Annotated in this window: 12 protein-coding genes and 3 pseudogenes; 7 read left to right on the top strand and 8 right to left on the bottom strand. The window is 69.5% G+C overall.

Going from position 1 to position 15,045, the window contains the following annotated elements; all coding sequences use genetic code 11:
- Nucleotides 1-37 precede the first annotated feature (37 nt).
- Nucleotides 38-883 (top strand): AfsR/SARP family transcriptional regulator, encoded by an 846-nt coding sequence (locus ABEA81_RS42625; protein ID WP_425570516.1) that lies wholly within the window; start codon nt 38-40, stop codon nt 881-883.
- Nucleotides 884-932: 49 nt separating this feature from the next.
- Nucleotides 933-1,268 (top strand): hypothetical protein, encoded by a 336-nt coding sequence (locus ABEA81_RS11850; RefSeq protein WP_345605013.1) that lies wholly within the window; start codon nt 933-935, stop codon nt 1,266-1,268.
- Between the two features lie 666 nt (nt 1,269-1,934).
- Here the strand turns inward: ABEA81_RS11850 and ABEA81_RS11845 are convergent.
- The 3 genes and pseudogenes from ABEA81_RS11845 to ABEA81_RS11840 form a co-directional block, all read right to left on the bottom strand.
- Nucleotides 1,935-3,518 (bottom strand): ATP-binding protein, encoded by a 1,584-nt coding sequence (locus ABEA81_RS11845; RefSeq protein WP_345605012.1) that lies wholly within the window; start codon nt 3,516-3,518, stop codon nt 1,935-1,937.
- A gap of 64 nt (nt 3,519-3,582) precedes the next feature.
- Nucleotides 3,583-3,720, bottom strand: a pseudogene (locus tag ABEA81_RS42620) (hypothetical protein); the annotation flags it as partial.
- A 56-nt stretch (nt 3,721-3,776) separates the two neighbouring features.
- Nucleotides 3,777-4,586, bottom strand: a complete 810-nt coding sequence (locus tag ABEA81_RS11840) for an AfsR/SARP family transcriptional regulator (RefSeq protein ID WP_345605011.1) — start codon at nt 4,584-4,586, stop codon at nt 3,777-3,779.
- A gap of 157 nt (nt 4,587-4,743) precedes the next feature.
- Here ABEA81_RS11840 and ABEA81_RS11835 point away from each other — a divergent pair, with 157 nt between their 5' ends.
- The 3 genes and pseudogenes from ABEA81_RS11835 (at nt 4,744) to ABEA81_RS11825 (ending at nt 6,508) form a co-directional block, all read left to right on the top strand.
- Nucleotides 4,744-5,361, top strand: a complete 618-nt coding sequence (locus tag ABEA81_RS11835; RefSeq protein ID WP_345605010.1) for a GNAT family N-acetyltransferase — start codon at nt 4,744-4,746, stop codon at nt 5,359-5,361.
- Nucleotides 5,358-5,651 (top strand): annotated as a pseudogene (locus tag ABEA81_RS11830) (hypothetical protein); the annotation flags it as partial. The gene ABEA81_RS11835 and the pseudogene ABEA81_RS11830, both read left to right, overlap by 4 nt.
- On the top strand, nt 5,570-6,508 hold the full coding sequence (locus ABEA81_RS11825; RefSeq protein ID WP_345605062.1) for a class I SAM-dependent methyltransferase: 939 nt from the start codon (nt 5,570-5,572) through the stop codon (nt 6,506-6,508). The pseudogene ABEA81_RS11830 and the gene ABEA81_RS11825, both read left to right, overlap by 82 nt.
- Before the next feature lie 2,039 nt (nt 6,509-8,547).
- Here the strand turns inward: ABEA81_RS11825 and ABEA81_RS11820 are convergent.
- From ABEA81_RS11820 to ABEA81_RS11805, 4 genes and pseudogenes are all read right to left on the bottom strand, one after another.
- Nucleotides 8,548-8,715, bottom strand: a pseudogene (locus ABEA81_RS11820) (helix-turn-helix domain-containing protein); the annotation flags it as partial.
- Nucleotides 8,716-8,871: 156 nt separating this feature from the next.
- A complete protein-coding gene (locus tag ABEA81_RS11815; protein WP_345605009.1) occupies nt 8,872-10,062 on the bottom strand; it encodes a hypothetical protein in 1,191 nt (396 codons plus the stop codon).
- Between the two features lie 447 nt (nt 10,063-10,509).
- Nucleotides 10,510-11,106 (bottom strand): hypothetical protein, encoded by a 597-nt coding sequence (locus ABEA81_RS11810; protein ID WP_345605008.1) that lies wholly within the window; start codon nt 11,104-11,106, stop codon nt 10,510-10,512.
- Between the two features lie 207 nt (nt 11,107-11,313).
- On the bottom strand, nt 11,314-12,093 hold the full coding sequence (locus ABEA81_RS11805; RefSeq protein WP_345605007.1) for a helix-turn-helix transcriptional regulator: 780 nt from the start codon (nt 12,091-12,093) through the stop codon (nt 11,314-11,316).
- A 553-nt stretch (nt 12,094-12,646) separates the two neighbouring features.
- Here ABEA81_RS11805 and ABEA81_RS11800 point away from each other — a divergent pair.
- On the top strand, nt 12,647-13,690 hold the full coding sequence (locus tag ABEA81_RS11800) for a hypothetical protein (protein WP_345605006.1): 1,044 nt from the start codon (nt 12,647-12,649) through the stop codon (nt 13,688-13,690).
- Between the two features lie 395 nt (nt 13,691-14,085).
- Here ABEA81_RS11800 and ABEA81_RS11795 read toward each other — a convergent pair whose 3' ends face one another.
- Nucleotides 14,086-14,634, bottom strand: a complete 549-nt coding sequence (locus tag ABEA81_RS11795) for a substrate-binding domain-containing protein (RefSeq protein ID WP_345605005.1) — start codon at nt 14,632-14,634, stop codon at nt 14,086-14,088.
- Here ABEA81_RS11795 and ABEA81_RS11790 point away from each other — a divergent pair.
- The gene (locus ABEA81_RS11790; RefSeq protein ID WP_345605004.1) at nt 14,605-15,000 is read left to right on the top strand and encodes an ATP-binding protein; all 396 of its coding nucleotides are present in this window, start codon (nt 14,605-14,607) and stop codon (nt 14,998-15,000) included. The two genes, ABEA81_RS11795 and ABEA81_RS11790, sit on opposite strands and share 30 nt — an antisense overlap.
- The last annotated feature ends 45 nt before the right edge of the window (nt 15,001-15,045 follow it).

Genomic DNA, 15,045 nt, shown 5'->3' with positions numbered 1-15,045 from the left:
GAAGGAACTTGATCGCCGGCAGGGCTGAGGGGGAGCTATGGCTGGACGGGGAACGCCTAGGGACCGCACAGTCGATGTTGTCGGAACCTTTGCAGTACACGTCGGTCGGCAGCGACTGATGCTGCGACCAAGCGTCCAGCGCGTCATTGCCCTTCTCGCGGTGCATGGTGATCTCAACCGTGTCGATGCGGCTGGGCTGCTGTGGCCGGACCTAATGCCGTCGCGTGGCCACGCGAACCTTCGGACCGTTCTGTGGCGGGTGCGCCACGACGCTCCGGGCTTCGTCTGCGAGGAGGGAGACGTGGTGGGTTTGAGTCCCGATGTCGGTGTCGACATGCTCGGGCAGCGCGAGTGGGCATGGCGCGCCTTGAGCGGCGAGGATCCATGGATACCCGCGCCTCGCTCAGTCGGCCGTGAGTTGCTTCCAGGCTGGGGAGACAGCTGGCTGGTTTATCCACGCGAGGAGCTGCGCCTGCTCCACCTGTACGCGCTCGAGGCCGCGGGGCAGCGCCTGCTGATGGGCGGGCGTCATGGTGAGGCAGCGGGCCTTGCGATCACGGCAGTCAACATAGACCCGCTGCGCGAAAGCGCGAATCGGCTTCTCATCGAGATTCATCTCCGCGACGGTAACCGTTTGGATGCACTCCGCCATTTTCGGCAATTCAGGACCCTCCTGCTTGAGGAAACCGACACCGATCCGAGCCCGAGCCTGACATCACTGGTAGAGGCAGCGACGACCGACCTACACTCCACTGCCGGACTGCATCCTAACAGGGCCGCGCCCCCGCGGCGCGGGAGGAAGCGGGGCCCGGACAGCTCTTTGCCTATTTCGCGGAACGAGTCTGGTACGACGTCTCAGGCTCGCCGGAAGAGCAGATCTTGACGGGCCAGCTCCAGTGGCGGGGCTTGCGGCCGCGCGTATAGTGTGGAGCATGGACAGCCCTGAACGTCCGGGTGATCTCCAGCCGGAGATCGCCGAAATGTCCTACACGCCGCATCCAGGAGCTTCATCCGCATCGGATCCGGGAGCTTCATCCGAGATCGCCGCTGTCATCAAAAGACATGAGGCGCAATTATTCGCCATTGACGGCGTGGAGGGACTGAATATAGGCCGCGATCAAATCGGTCGCGACGCCATACTCATTTTCGTTCGCGACCGCTCAGTTGAGTCGCGCCTGTCGAGAGAGATTGAGGGATTCCCCGTAATTGAGGGGTTCCCCGTAGTAGTTGAGGTCAGCGGAATAATCGACACTCAGCCCGCTGGCTAGCGGGGTGCGGGCCGGCGTGTGCCTGGAGGGCCAGGCCGGCCGGGGTCTGCCGGCGCCGGCACCGCCACCAGCGCTGTGATCGAACTGGTGCGTGTGATCAGGTGCCGGTGCGGCACCACCCGGAGCCGGCCGCTGCCGTCCATCGATGAACGGTCCAGCAACCGGGCGGCACCGGCACTTCGCCGGACGGGACGCTGCGGGCGTTGGCCTATTACCAGGGATAATGCACGTCGCCGGTTCGCCGCGCAGGCCCTCGTTCTGGGCGGGCGACGACCTGGTCCCGCCACCACGGCAGCCCTGCACGATGCCGTTCAGCCCGCGCCAGCCGAGGAGGCTGTGAGGCATGGGCTGGAGCAGACCGGCGGCCCGTGCTCACAGCCGACTCGAGAGTTCGGTGCCAACGTGTGCCGGTGGGATGGGGAGGGTGGTTCCGGCACGGGAGGCTGCGAGCGCGGTGTGGGGACGAGGACGGCGTGCAGTCCATGGCGTAGTGCCGCGGCTGGTGGGTGGCGACCGAGGATGCTGTCACGGGAAGTCCTGGTGCTCGGCCAGTAGCGGTTCCTTCTTCGGTATGGCGTAGCGGATGACGTCGCCTTCGGTGACGCCGCGGAAGGTGCTGAGGGCGTCGCATTGCGATAGCTGGGCGGCTCCGTTGGCGCAGTAGGGTCAGGTCGGCGGTGAGGGTGTCTCGTTGTTCACCCGTTCCCGCTGGTCGAGGATCTTGTCGAACTCGTCGAGCGCCGCCCCCGGCGTCCCGCTGCGGGCCACCAGTGCGACCGAGGACGCGCGCGCCAGCATCGTGAACAGCCGAGAGCCCGCCTCGCGGGCGTACTTGATCGCGGCGGCGTAGGCGGCGAGTGCCCGCTCGGGATCGAGGTCGGTGACCGCCTCTCCGAGAATGTAGTGCGCCCACGACAGCAGGCTCGGGTTGGCGGCCTTCCTGGTCCGGGGCAGGACGTCGTCCATGATCCGCCGCGCCGCGTCGGCACGTCCGGCGTAGACCAGCGCCTGCGCCGTGGAGATCTCGTCGGCCATGGCGCGTCCCTCCTCCCCGCCGGCGAGGTGCAGCTCGCACGCCGCACGGAAGTACGCCAGCGCCGCCTCGGCACGACCCCGGAACATCGCGAGGTTGCCCTGCTGGGTGACGGCACGGCCACCTGTCGGTGGATCCGCCGCGGCCGCGGCGACCCCGCGAGCCGCGTGCTCATCGGCCTCGGCCAATCGGCCACCGGCCCAGGCCGCGGCGCTGGCCGCTGCAAGGGCGCGGGGTAGGCAGCGGTGGGCGACGTCCCACCCGCTCACGCGCAGCCCCCAGCCCAGGAGATCCGTGCGCTGCCGGATGTAGGCGAAGTCGTAGATGTCGCCCGCGAGCCGGACGGCGAGCGACGGGGCGTGCTCGACGGCGTAGTCCCAGGCGATCTGCAGGTCGGGGACGAGGCGACCCACCGCCGCCACGGCCGTCGCCTCGGCCGGCGTCCACAGCCGGCGGTCGAGGTCGGTGAGCCGCCCGGCGGCGTCGTGGGCGTGCCGTCCGCGCAGCCGTAGCTCCTCGCCCGCGGCGGCGAGCCGCTCCTGCGCGTAGGTTCGCAGCGTCTCAAGCAGCCAGAACCAGCCCCGCCCGACCTGCACGACAGACTGTTCGACCAGCCGGGCAAGAAGCCCGGCGACGGCGGCCGCCGGGAGGGACTCGTCCGCGCAGACGGACTCGACCCGGTCCAGGGGGAAGGAGCCCGGGAAAACCGCCAGCCGTCGGAACAGCCGCGCCTCGTCCGGGGTCAGCAGCTCATGGGACCAGTCGACGACGGCGCGCAGCGTGCGGTGGCGCGCGGCGGCCGTCCGGCGGCCGCCGGAGAGCAGGTCGAGCCGCCTGCACAGCCGGTCGGCGAGGCTGGGCAGACCGAGGGTCGATGCCCGGGCGGCGCCCAGCTCGATCGCCAGCGGCAGCCCGTCGAGCCGCCGGCACAGCTCGGCGACGAGGCCGAGTTGCTCGTCGGAGAGCGAGTCCGGCTCCAGATCCGCCGTTCGCTCGACGAACAGCCGCACCGCGGGATTGTCCCGGTCTGCGTCGGCCGGCAGCGGCAGCGGTGCGAGGACGCGGACGCTCTCGGCGTCGAGCGCGAGCCGTTCCCGGCTCGTGGCGAGCACCGCAAGATCCGGGGCCGACGCTGTCAGGCGCTCCACGAGCACAGCGAGCGCGTCGAGCAGGTGCTCCGCGTTGTCCAGGCACAGCACGCCGCGGCGGGTCCGCAACGCCGCGCACAGCGCCCCCGGTCGGTCGTCGGTCGGCGCGCAGGTCCGATCCGGTCGCCTCGGCCAGCGTGTCCACCAGCCGGTTCGGAGCGACCGTGGTCAGGTCGACCCACCAGACGGTGCCGCCCTGCTCGGCAAGGCGGTGCACGACCTCGAGCACCAGCCGGGTCTTGCCGACCCCGCCCGGCCCGACGACGGTCACCAGGCGACGCGTGCTCACCGCCTCCGTGAGCAGCCGCAGCTCCTCCTCTCGCCCGATCAGCGTCGACGGCCGCCACGGCAGTGCCCGCCCGGGGCCGGGGCGCTCGCCGCCACCCCTGAGAGACGGATGGTGCCGCGTTCGGGCAGGTCGGGATCGTCGCGAAGGATGCGTGCCTCGAGCTCGCGCAGCCCCCGTGACGGGTCGAGCCCGAGCTCGCGCGCAACGTGCTCCCGATGCCGCCGGAACGCCGCGAGCGCGTCGGCGGTCCGTCCCGCGGCGTACAGCGCCCGAATGAGCAGCTCGACGGGCCGTTCGCGCAGCGGGTTCTCCGCGGCGAGGTCGCTCGCGGCGGCGACCGCCTCAGCTGTCGAACCACACGCGACCAGCAGCCCCGCCCGGTCCTCCCGCGCGGCCAGCCGCAGCTCCTCCAGGTGGGTGGCGGCGGGGCGCGCGAATCCGTCGGCGAACTCGGCGTAGGCGGGACCGCGCCACCACGCGAGCGCCTCCTCCAGCATGTCGACCGCCGCGCCCGGATCCGCGGCGGCGCGGGCCAGGGCGCCGCGGTACTGCGCCTCGAAACACGCGGCTTCGATCGACGCGGCGCCCACCACCAGCAGGTACCCGGGCGAGCGGGTGACGACGGCCGCCGCTCCCGCCGGACCCAGCGCCCGGCGGACCCGGGTCACGGCCTGGTGCAGCGCATTGTCGATCCGGTCGAGCGGATCCGTTCCCCAGATCGCCTCCGCCAGCCGGTACCCGGGCACGACCGAGTTGGGCGGCAGCAGCAACGCGGTCAGCAGCGCCCGCGGTCCCGCGCCCCGCGGGACCGTCGCACCACCGCCGGAGACCTCCAGCGGGCCGAGCACCCGAAACAGCATGGCGTCCTGGCCGACTCGTCGTCGGGCGAGTCTCCCACGCTCCCGGGCGTGTCAGAAGCTCGTCAGGGAGCGGTCAGGAGAGCCCGGACCCTGGTGGCCGTGCGGGCCGGAACGAGCCGGCCCCTCGCCCGAGAGAGGTTTCCCGATGACCGCAATCAGCCGGGTCGCCGCGCCGGTCCGTAAGCCGACGTCCGCCGAGACCCCGCGCCTCGCCGAGGTGCTCGCCAGCGCGTTCCAGGACGACGATCCCGTGTCCACGTGGTGGATCCCCGACGCCGATCGGCGGCGCGCCACCCTGCGCCCGTTCTTCGAGCTCTCCGTCGAGACGTTCCTCGCGCACGACATGGTCTTCGTCGACGCGGACACGACCGGCACCGTCGTGTGGGGGCCGCCGTCCAACCCCCTCGGGGTCGAGGACGAGGACGCGTTCGGTGCCCGGCTGGAGCGGATCGTCGACGGGATCGATCTCCCCCGCGTCTTCGAGATCACCACGACGCTGGCCGAGCAGCACCCGGCCGACCCGCACTACTACCTGCAGTGGGCCGCCGTGCTCCCGCAGTGGCAGGGGCGGGGCATCGGCTCGGCTCTGCTGGCGCCGGTGCTGGGACGTTGCGACCGCGAGGGCATGCCTGCGTACACGGAGGCCACCAGTCTGCGGAACCGCCGGCTGTACGAGCGTCACGGGTTCACGTTCGTCGGTGAGCTCGCGCCCGCGGGAGGGCCGCCGCTGTACCGGATGTGGCGCGAGCCGGCGGCGCGATGAGCGCGGCCGGGCACGAACCAGAAGCGAGAGGAGTGGCCATGACGACCACCGCAGCACATCCGGAGCAGACCGCGACCACCGCGCCGGTCGACGACGTCGCGGAGCGGATCTTCGCCGCCGCGCTGGGCGCGTTCGACATCCTGAACGTCTATCTCGGCGACCATCTGGGCTGGTACCAGGCCCTGGCCGAGCGGGGGGCACTGTCCCCGTGCGAGCTGGCCGAGCACACCGGCACCCAGGAGCGATACGCCCGCGAGTGGCTCGAGCAGCAGGCCGCGTCCGGGATCATCGATGTGGACCGGCCCGCCGTACCGGGCCGGCCGCGCCGGTTCCGGCTGACCGGGCCCACCGCCGAGGTGCTCGCCGACCCGGCCAGCCTGTCCTACCTGGCGCCGCTGGCGCGCCTGATCGGGGCCGCCGCCGCGCAGCTGCCGGCGCTCGCCGCCGTGTACCGCAACGGCGGCGGTATCAGCTGGAGCCGGTTCGGCACCGACGCCCGCACCGGCCAGGCGGACATGAACCGGCCGTGGTTCGAGCGCGAGCTCGGACCCGCCCTCGCCGGCGTCGCCGACCTGCGCCGCATCCTCAACCGGCCGGGGCCCGGCTCGCCGACCTCGGCTGCGGCGAGGGATGGTCGGCCGTCGCGCTCGCCCGGGCCTACCCTTCGGCCACCGTGACCGGATACGACCCCGACGCACCGTCGACGGCGGCGGCGACCGAGCACGCGGCAGCGGCCGGCCTGTCCGGCCGCGTCGAGTTCACCACGGCCGACGCCGTAACCGCGGTGCCCGGCACCACGTTCGACGCGGTGTTCGCGTTCGAGTGCCTGCACGACCTGCCGCACCCGGTCGAGTTCCTCGCCTCGGCCCGGCGCGCCCTGCGGCCAGGCGGTGTCGTGGTGGTGATGGACGAGGCCGCCGAGGACGAGTTCGCCGCCCCTGCCGGGGATGTCGAGCGGCTGCTGTACGGGTTCAGCACCCTGGTGTGCCTGCCCGACTCGATGTCGCATCAGCCGTCAGCGGCCACCGGCACCGTGATCCGCCCCTCGGCCGTGCGTGATTACGCCTCCCGCGCCGGCCTCACCGACGTCGACGTGCTGCCGATCGAGAACTTCGGCTTCTGGCGGTTCTATCGCCTCGCACCGTAGGAGGCGGCGAGCCGGGACCACGTGCGGTCGGGACATGCTCTCGCCCGCACGCCTCGTCGGCGCGTACGCCGCGGTGCGGGCACTCCCCGGGACGTGCGGCTGGCGCCACCAAGGGCAACAGCATGCCCTCCAAGCACACGACCGGGCCCTCGGTCAACCCGCCGAAGCCGCGGACGAGCGCCCGCAGGACTCCAAATCCTGCGATCCAATGGCGACCGGGCATGACCGGGCTCCGACTGTCGCTGCACGTCGCGCGCCTCACGAGGTCGCCCAATGGAATACCGCCGCACGAGCCGACAGACGGGCGACCGATGCGCTGTTCTCGCCGGCCGAGCTCGGTAGCCACACCGCCCTACACAACCCCACCCACGCACCGGAGCCCTCACACGTCCCCGCCGGACTCGAACCGGCCGTTCCCGTCACACCCGGCGAGCCAACGCCGCGCTCGCGCGAAACTGACCAAATCGTCAGTCCGCCCGAACTTGACGGATCGTCAAGGGGTCAGGTTCCCTGACGCTCCTGAGGGGCGCAGAAACCCCAGGTCAAGGGCCAGGTTGGTGTAGTAGAGGCATGTACATGACCCTCTGTCTGCCAGTACGGTCAACAAATCGCTCTGACCTGCGGAAACAGAGAATCCCCTGCTCGGCGCAGTGCAGTACGACGCACCTCAGCGTCGTTCAGACCCGCATGTCCCAATGCTGTGCTCCACATTTGCTCCACCCAGGCCAGTCAATACCGTCGCAGGACGGGAACCCCTTGCGGCCCGAGCTCAAGTTGAGCTGTCATAAGAATTCTTGTCGGTTCTCATCTGTCGATCTCGGCCGTCCAGCGGCAAGCCTCGACGGCCCGGGTCCTCGTCATGATGCGGGTCGGCTTCCCCGGGCAGACGGGCGTACTGGCTCGAGCGGGGCTGTGCGCGTGACGCTAGCGTCGGTGAAGATGACAAGATCGAGCGGGCAATGTTGACCACGCCCGGCGTCCCGAGAGGGAAGGCAGCACCGCGCGGCCATCAGCGACCCCCTGGCGAGCCGTTGATGGCGACAGGAACGTGCAAGGCGCAGATCTTGAGGTCCTGCGCAAGCGATGCGGTCTGGCCGAGCTCAGGCCGGCTGGCGATGCGCGGCGCGCTCGCCTGTCTTCGTGGACCGACCACCACATGTGGCCTACAGACTGGCCCATCAGCCGCAGCTGCGATGGGCGAGTGACGGACAGACGACGATAGTGCTGCCCCATGACGCGAGACCGTCGACGCGTGGAGTCAACATTGGTACTGCGCGTCTGGTTCGAAGACGACGACTCCACGCGGATGGGGGTGCGTGTTGTTTCGGTGACACCTCCGGCCGGGAGCGCTGGCGCGGCCTGCACCACGACGACCGAGGGGACCATCAAGGAAGTTCAGGGTTGGCTCGCGGCGGTAGTCGCGGAGCAAGAGCGGCGCAGGCCTTGATCCATGCGTGTTCGATTCGCCTGGCCCTCGCGCTCGTAACGCCGGTGTGACGCTGCGGCGAGTATACGGAGCGGCACGACGCGACCGCTGGGGGTGACCATGTCCGGTCTTGGCGTGAGGTACCACGTTCAGTTGCTGGGCGGCTTCGCCGATCTGGGAGCAGGGACAACGGCTCGAGGTCGGCCCAGCCGGAGAGCACGTCGTGGCGTTGCTCGGAAGCCGAAGCACAGAGCTTCCTCAGCATCTTATCGCTGGTCAGTTGTGGCCAGATTGTTCCGAGGGCCGGGCGCTGGCAAACCCGCGGCCCACGCTGCATCGCCTGGCTCCCCGGTCGCCGGGCCTGGTCATGAGCACCCAGAGATGCCTCCGTTTGGAGTGCTCCGTCAGCGTTGACCGTCCTCGCCGCTAGCGCGTGTTTAGACGTCGTTTCAGAAGTCGGTGTGTCGGTCCTGTGTGGAGCTGCTCTCGTTGCTGATCATCGCCGTCGATGGCGAAGCGATCTCGTGTCGAGCGGTTGGTCAGCGACGAGCTGTGGGAGCTGGTGGAACCGCTGATTGCGCAGCGCGTGAGGGGGAAGCGGGGACGGATTGTCGGCGTAGGTCTCGCCCTTGCGCAGGTAGGCGAGGACCAGCAGGGCCTGGCGGCCCGGGGTGAGCTTGCGCCATCGGGTCGCACGCTGGTTGCGGTGCGCTCGTAGGGCATCGGCGAGCAGGCCGAGTGCGCGGGTGGACACGGTCATCCCAGACGGGTAGGGCAGCACCTTGAAGCTCCTGGTCAGGCGAGTTGATCTCAGCAATCGCCCGTCTACCAGGAGCTTCACCCATTCGAGGTCACGCCACGCCGCACACCCGCTGACCAGGCCGGACGCCAAGTTGGCAAAGGCTCAGTACCTGCAAGGCCCTCACGTTGGCGTCGCTCAGTTGCCGGGAATGACGTCGGCTGCACCGCCGAGCAGCACGGCACGATGAGCCTGACCGCCCAGCTCGAACGTCGCATCCGGCAGCGTGAGGGGCGGCGCGGGCGAGCGCTCGCCCGCCCGGTTCTGGACACCGACCGACGTGCCATCGGCGAGGACGGCCCAACCGAGCCGGACCTCGACGCCACCTGCAGTCACCCTGGCCTCGTACACCCCGGCCGGCGCCCCGGCAGTCGGAATGGAGAAGGTGATTAGCATCCCTGCTGCGGTGCCCGAGCCCGCAAGTACCGCCTCCCTGACGGCGCCGGTCAGGGATGCTTCGTTGCGGCCGGAGAGGGAGATCCGGCCGTCGGTCACCGTGCCCTCCAACCATGCCTCCAGCCTGCGGCCGTCACAGAGGTAGGCCACTGCGCGGTCGCCGTCTATCACCACCGCGAGCGAGGTCGCCGTTCCGGCAACAGGTCCGGAGTAGACCGCCCGGGCGACAGGGGCCACGGCCGGCGTGGTCTCCGTTGCCGGAACGGCGGGCGACGCCGGTGGCCCGGTCGTGGGCGCGGCTAGTGGCGGGGCGGGCCCGGAGCGGACGAGCCCGACGACCATCCCGGCCACGGCGACGACCGCAATGACTGCCGTAATGGCGGTGGTCGTCACCAAATACGGCCCCGCCCTCGTGACGAACCCGTCCGCCCGGTCCGCTGCAGCCGGCGGCTCCCCATCCTCCGAGCTGCTCGCGTCGGCCTCTGAGATCCAGGGGATCCGCGCAATGATCTCCTGATACTGCTGTGCTCCGTCACCTAGCCCAAGCCTGCCGAAACGCAGCCGAGCCTGCAGCGCATCGAGCAGAGAGTTCGCCGCCTCAACCGCCGCGATCCGCGCCGTCAGATCGTTGGACTTACCCAAGTTCGCCGCGATCGCGGCGGTCACCGAGGCGGCCACGGCGGCCAGACAGAGCAGCCGCCACACGACCTGCGACTGCCCCAGCGCAAGCCCGTCCTGCACGGTTCTGGCGAACGAGTCACCGCCGACGGCCGGCCCGGCCGCCAGCGCCGCCGCGAGGCAACTGCTGACGACACTGATCGTCGTAAGCCGGCTGCTAGCCGGGCGCTTCTCGGCAAGGTAGCGCTCGACGCCGCGTCGCCGGGCGTCGATGGCGTCCAGCAACTGCTTCCGGCCCGTCTCGTGCTCAGCCATCCCCGGCCCCCAGACGTCTCCGTCAAGACCGATGCGTCAGCTTTGACTGGTAGTTCCTCTATGGCGGCCCGTAGCACCTGCGCCTACCCTGCGCGGCCCGGGCCAAGGGGTGCCCGCACCGCGCCCAGAAACCATCGCTGATGGACGTCTCGCCCGGCATCACGGTCCGGTAGCCTACGCGGGGCTCGTGAGCCTGTCGTCGGCCAGTGCAGGCGAGGGCTGCGGCCGACCCGCCGCACCGCGGCCCGACCGCACGCACCTGGTCCGCTGCATCTACCGCGGACAACGGGCGACCCGACACCGTCCCTATCCCCAGCTGGGCGGCCCGGCGTGCCGCCGGCCGCGCGCCGCCAGCTCGAGCGGGTCGGAGCTGGCCGGCAGGTACAAGCGGCTCTACGCCCGGACCTCGCGCCGGTCACTCCCTTCCGTGTCGGTCACGGGGTCAGCTCATTGAGCCGTTGTGCAGCAGCGACGCCAGCCCAGAAGTACGGCTCTCGGCTGGCCCACGCATTGGTTAACTGGCAGTTCACGGGAGGAGCGCAGTCGCCGACCTGACCGGCTATGCGCACGGCCAGGACCTCGGCCTTGGCGCAGTTCGGAGGGCCGTGCGGAGGTGATCCAGCTGCGCACTCCGGAGACGATGTTCGGCTTGCTCCAGTACAGCGCTGCTTCCACCCAGCCGAGGTCGGCCGCGGGGTCATAGGTCACCGTGCCGGCGAGCGGCTCACCTTCGAGCGCCAGCATCGCCCGGCCGTTCAGATGAGCGTGGCTGGGGCTGACCCAGCTCATCTCGTCCCGGAGCCGCCCCCGCACTCCTTCCACCCGATCACCGATGCCGATATACGCGATTGGGCGGTCGAGCTTCTCAGAGGTGGTGGCCCCGCGCCCGATGATCCACGCGTACATGCCCGGCTCGTCCGGAGGGTCACCGACGGTCGGCTGCCAGTCGAAGCCGAACAGCGCGAGTCCGCGGGACACCGTCCGCGGTGTGGCGAGATCGAGGCGGGCCGGGGCGGTGCCGGGCGGGCCGGGCTCGGACGTCACGTCGCCGACCCTAGCGGCTATTACCCCGGGATTCCCTGCATTATCCGGTAATACGACACATCGGACAGGCGCCTGCCTGCCCAGGGCCCGGCCGGTGGCCGGGCCGTGAGGCCGTTAGACGTCAAGCATGGGGGCGTCGTCCATCCCGTTGCCCTCGGCCTGGGCGCGGAGCGCGCGGCCGGCAGTCGTGGTTGCGCGGGTCTCCGGCTAGGGCGGGCTGAGCAGGCCGACACGCTGGGCGCGCTGCACGGCGGCCAATCGGTTGCCCACGCCGAGTTTGCTGTAGATGTGCTCGAGGTGTTTGAGCACCGTCCGCTCGGCGATGGTGAGCCGGCGGCCAATGGCCGCTGCGGTCAGGCCGTGCGCCGCCAGGTCGAGCACTGCGAGTTCACGCGGGGTGAGATGCAGGCTTGTGACGACCTCCGCCGGAGGCCCGTTACGTTCGGCCCAGCAGGAGAAAGCGGAGATCTGCCGGTCGAGGCCGGTGAGTAGCCGCTGCAACTGGTGGGCCAGCCGCATCTCCGCCGGGCTGTAGAGGTCGCCCCGACCGACGATGAACGACCGACGGGCACTCGGCGAGAAGAGCACCGGAAACGACAGCTGGGCCTGCACTCCACCCCATCGCCTGCCCCGCTCGGTCCAGGCCGCCAGCACGCGTCGTTCGGCGATTTCGGTTGGGACGTCGACGACCTGCATGCAGCGAATGTCCCCGGTGGCGCGGTAGTAGCGCAGAATTGGATGCTCGGTCGGAGCGTAATGCTCCCCCCAGTAGAGGGCCTCCTCGAGATGCCCGGCGAAGTGCTCCGGCGGCCACCCTCGCTGCTCAACGCCTTCCTGAACAGTATCGGAGTAGAAGCAGGCGGCTGGGGCGTTGAAGGTCTCGACAAGTAGCCGCGCCACCTCGTCGTGCGGCCACTTGGTGAGGGGCGCGGCCACCAGATCGGCCACGAGGTCGAGCCACGCAGCATCCCGGCGTTGCGGCTGCATGCCCAACAGGATGGTCTCTGCGCGGCGCTGATGGAGCAGCCTGAGGAACCACCGAGGTGATTTGCGCCATCCGCCCGCGGGACCAGCCGATCCGGCACGGCTCCTGGCCCAGCCGCCAGCGCGAAACGGGGCAACCGCAAGCACTCCGTTCGACACATCGGCTCCAGCGCGGCGGGTTCGTCCACGGCGGGACATGTGGCCGATCGACGTGCAGGTCGGGCCGGTCGCGGGGTGGCTGACCCCGGCGCAGCCGAAGCGCCGGTAGGTGGGCCTCGTACGTGCTTCTCCGTATACCGCGCCAGGAAACGGTCAACCATGCTGGCACGGCCGATCCGGGAGAGGCCGGAGCCCGACGATGGAATGAAAAGGGATTGAGGAGCCCATTTTTGGGCAAAGGATAAGGACGTGGTCAGCAGATCTCAAAAGAATTCTAAATCGTCCTTGTGGTTAGACTTGCCTCAGAGGGCGATTCAGTCGGCCCGAGGGCGATTCAGTAGGCTGATGACCCCCTCGACGCACATCGGCTCACTGTGGCCATTTTGCGGGAGAAATCATGTCCGAAGACATCACCGTACGCCATGTAGACACAGACGCAATACCCGAAGAGCTAATGAAGGTCGTTCAACCGATCGTGTTTAAGTGGCAATCTGCGGCTCTACGTGTCGCAGCAGCACATGATCCACGAGTGAAAGAAAAGTGGACTAAAGGATCAGAAGAGGAATTGCTGAGCAAGCGCTTCGCTCAGATCCCTGATGAGGCGAAGGTTCGCGGGGAGGCAAAAGCAGACGCCTTACTCAGGACCGCCTCCTTCCGCAAGCGGTCTCAAAGTGTTCTGGGCATCGACGCGACGGAACCCGCCGCGATTCTCCCAGCCGCTCCAATGATCAAAATGACGGAACCCGAACTGCGCAATCTGAGGAACTTCGTTACAACTCTCCTTCCCGCGGCGCAAGCACCTGCGCCGGCGGGGGCGGTGGTCCACGACAAGATTGCGCTGCAGTTCATTCGGGTGGCGTGTATTGACGAGACGAACGGCTGGTTCGGCACAGAGGCCGGCTCCGACGAGATCAGCATAGGTGGTGTGCGATTTGACACCGACGGACGGACGGCGGAGATCGGGTCCGTTGACCTCGGGGGCAACTGGGACGACGGGGACGTGAGGGACTTCAAGCCACCGAAATCCATCTTCAGCTACAGCCTGAGAGGGGGGTTGACGTTTCCACGTGCAGTGTTCGCGACCCTAGTCCTCGTTGAACGAGACGGCGGCGGCATGGAGAAGATCATCGACGAGGTCGTCAAGAAGATCGCTGCGGAGGTGAAGACCAGCTTGGCCGCACTGTTGGGGGCCGCCATCGGCGGTGCCGCCGGTGGTCCGGTCGGTGTGCTGATCGGGTTGGCCGTCGGCTACGCCGTTGACAAGCTCGTCGCCTGGCTCGGCAGCCTGTGGGAGGACATCGCCTTCATCCCGAGGACGATCGAGGTGCAGGTGCCCTCGAGGACTTCCACGTTCAGCGGCTCCCTGACGATGCCGTCGACCGTGGTGCGATTCCGAGGACCGGGCGAGTACGCGTGCCGGTATCAGTGGGTCCTGAGCTGACCGAGTACGGCCGTACTTGGTAGGGGTTTCGCATCCTGATCAGGTTGGCATCGTGCGGAGACCGCCGCCGTGAAGGCGCCCGGAGCCCGGCCTGCAGCGCGGCCGATCTCGGCGGCGTCGAGCAGCACGACGTCGGGAAACGATCATTTGCCGACCCTGACTGAAGCGGCGCGGCTGGTCGGAAACTCGGCACGGCGCGCGTCGGGCAGGGGCACACTGGAGGTGTCAAACCGCGAGATCCTGGCTCCTCACCAGCATGCGCCGGTAGGCAAGGAGGTGACCCGATCGTGCCACGCGACCCAGGCTAGGTCACGATTGCATGTCGGAGGGTTTCACTTCCGGCCGGATCTGAGCCTGCCGCGCACCGGCGCTCAACGCTTAACCAACCAGGAAGATCACGCGCCAGCCGTCAAACACCACGCCAGCGGGGAGGTACGAGCGACCAGGCCAGGCGAGAGGACGATCTCTCGCTCACCGACCATTTCGCCCCGAAGCCGGCTGACACTGCGCTCGACCGCCAGCCGGCTCATCTCGACGGGATCCTGGTGCACCGTGGTGAGGTTCAGGTGCGGCAGGCGCGCCACCGGGCTGTCGTCCCATCCGACGATCGACATGTCCCCGGGCACCCCGATGCCCGCGGAGCCGAAAGACTCGACCAGGCCGGCCGCGACGTCGTCGTTGTAGCCGATCACAGCCGTGGGCCGCCGCTCCCCCTCCAGCACGAGCCTGGCCGCGGCCACGCCCGCGTCGACGCTGTCCCCGCCGCGAATGACCCGGATCCCATCGCCGAGTCCGCGACGGCGCATCGCCGCTCGATATGCCCGCCGCGCGCGGTCGCGATGGCACCCGACCCGCCGTCGACGTACGTGATCTCCCGATGACCCAGGCCGGCCAGGTGGTCGACCGCCAGCCGCATGCCCTCGAAGGCCGCGATGTGGCCGCACCACTACATCACGGGCAGGCGGGCAGCCGAACGGGAACGGCGCAGGCGCGTGGAGGCCGAGCTCGCCCAGCACGCCGCCGAGGCCGCCTCCGAACAACTATTTGTTCGTAGGGTGCACCGGGACAGCGGCGAACGCGCTGCCACTCGTCCTCACACCGGGCAGGGCATCGCGGCCGAGCACCTCGACCGCCTCTTCACCCCGTTCGATCGGCTCGGCGCCGACTCCGAGGAAGGTGTCGGGCTCGGGCTCCCGCTCGCCCGGGGCCTCACCGAGGCGATGGGCGGCACCCTCGATGTGCAGAGCACGGTGGGCGCGGGCACGGTCGTGACGGTAGTTCTGCCCCGCTCGGCGCCACCTGACGGTTGAGCAGCTCTCGTCCCGAGGGCGACGCCTGCGGCGAACGCGAGCCGC

The organism is Pseudonocardia adelaidensis, from assembly GCF_039543345.1.
GTDB lineage: Bacteria > Actinomycetota > Actinomycetes > Mycobacteriales > Pseudonocardiaceae > Pseudonocardia > Pseudonocardia adelaidensis.
Note: the sequence above shows the minus strand (reverse complement) of the source record. Positions and strands in the feature narration are given on the sequence as shown.

Coding starts and splice junctions, on each gene's coding strand:
- ABEA81_RS42625 (WP_425570516.1), top strand. CDS start 38: ATGGCTGGACGGGGAACGCCTAGGGACCGCACAGTCGATGTTGTCGGA.
- ABEA81_RS11850 (WP_345605013.1), top strand. CDS start 933: ATGGACAGCCCTGAACGTCCGGGTGATCTCCAGCCGGAGATCGCCGAA.
- ABEA81_RS11835 (WP_345605010.1), top strand. CDS start 4,744: ATGACCGCAATCAGCCGGGTCGCCGCGCCGGTCCGTAAGCCGACGTCC.
- ABEA81_RS11815 (WP_345605009.1), bottom strand. CDS start 10,062: ATGGCTGAGCACGAGACGGGCCGGAAGCAGTTGCTGGACGCCATCGAC.
- ABEA81_RS11805 (WP_345605007.1), bottom strand. CDS start 12,093: ATGCAGCCGCAACGCCGGGATGCTGCGTGGCTCGACCTCGTGGCCGAT.
- ABEA81_RS11800 (WP_345605006.1), top strand. CDS start 12,647: ATGTCCGAAGACATCACCGTACGCCATGTAGACACAGACGCAATACCC.
- ABEA81_RS11790 (WP_345605004.1), top strand. CDS start 14,605: ATGCCCTCGAAGGCCGCGATGTGGCCGCACCACTACATCACGGGCAGG.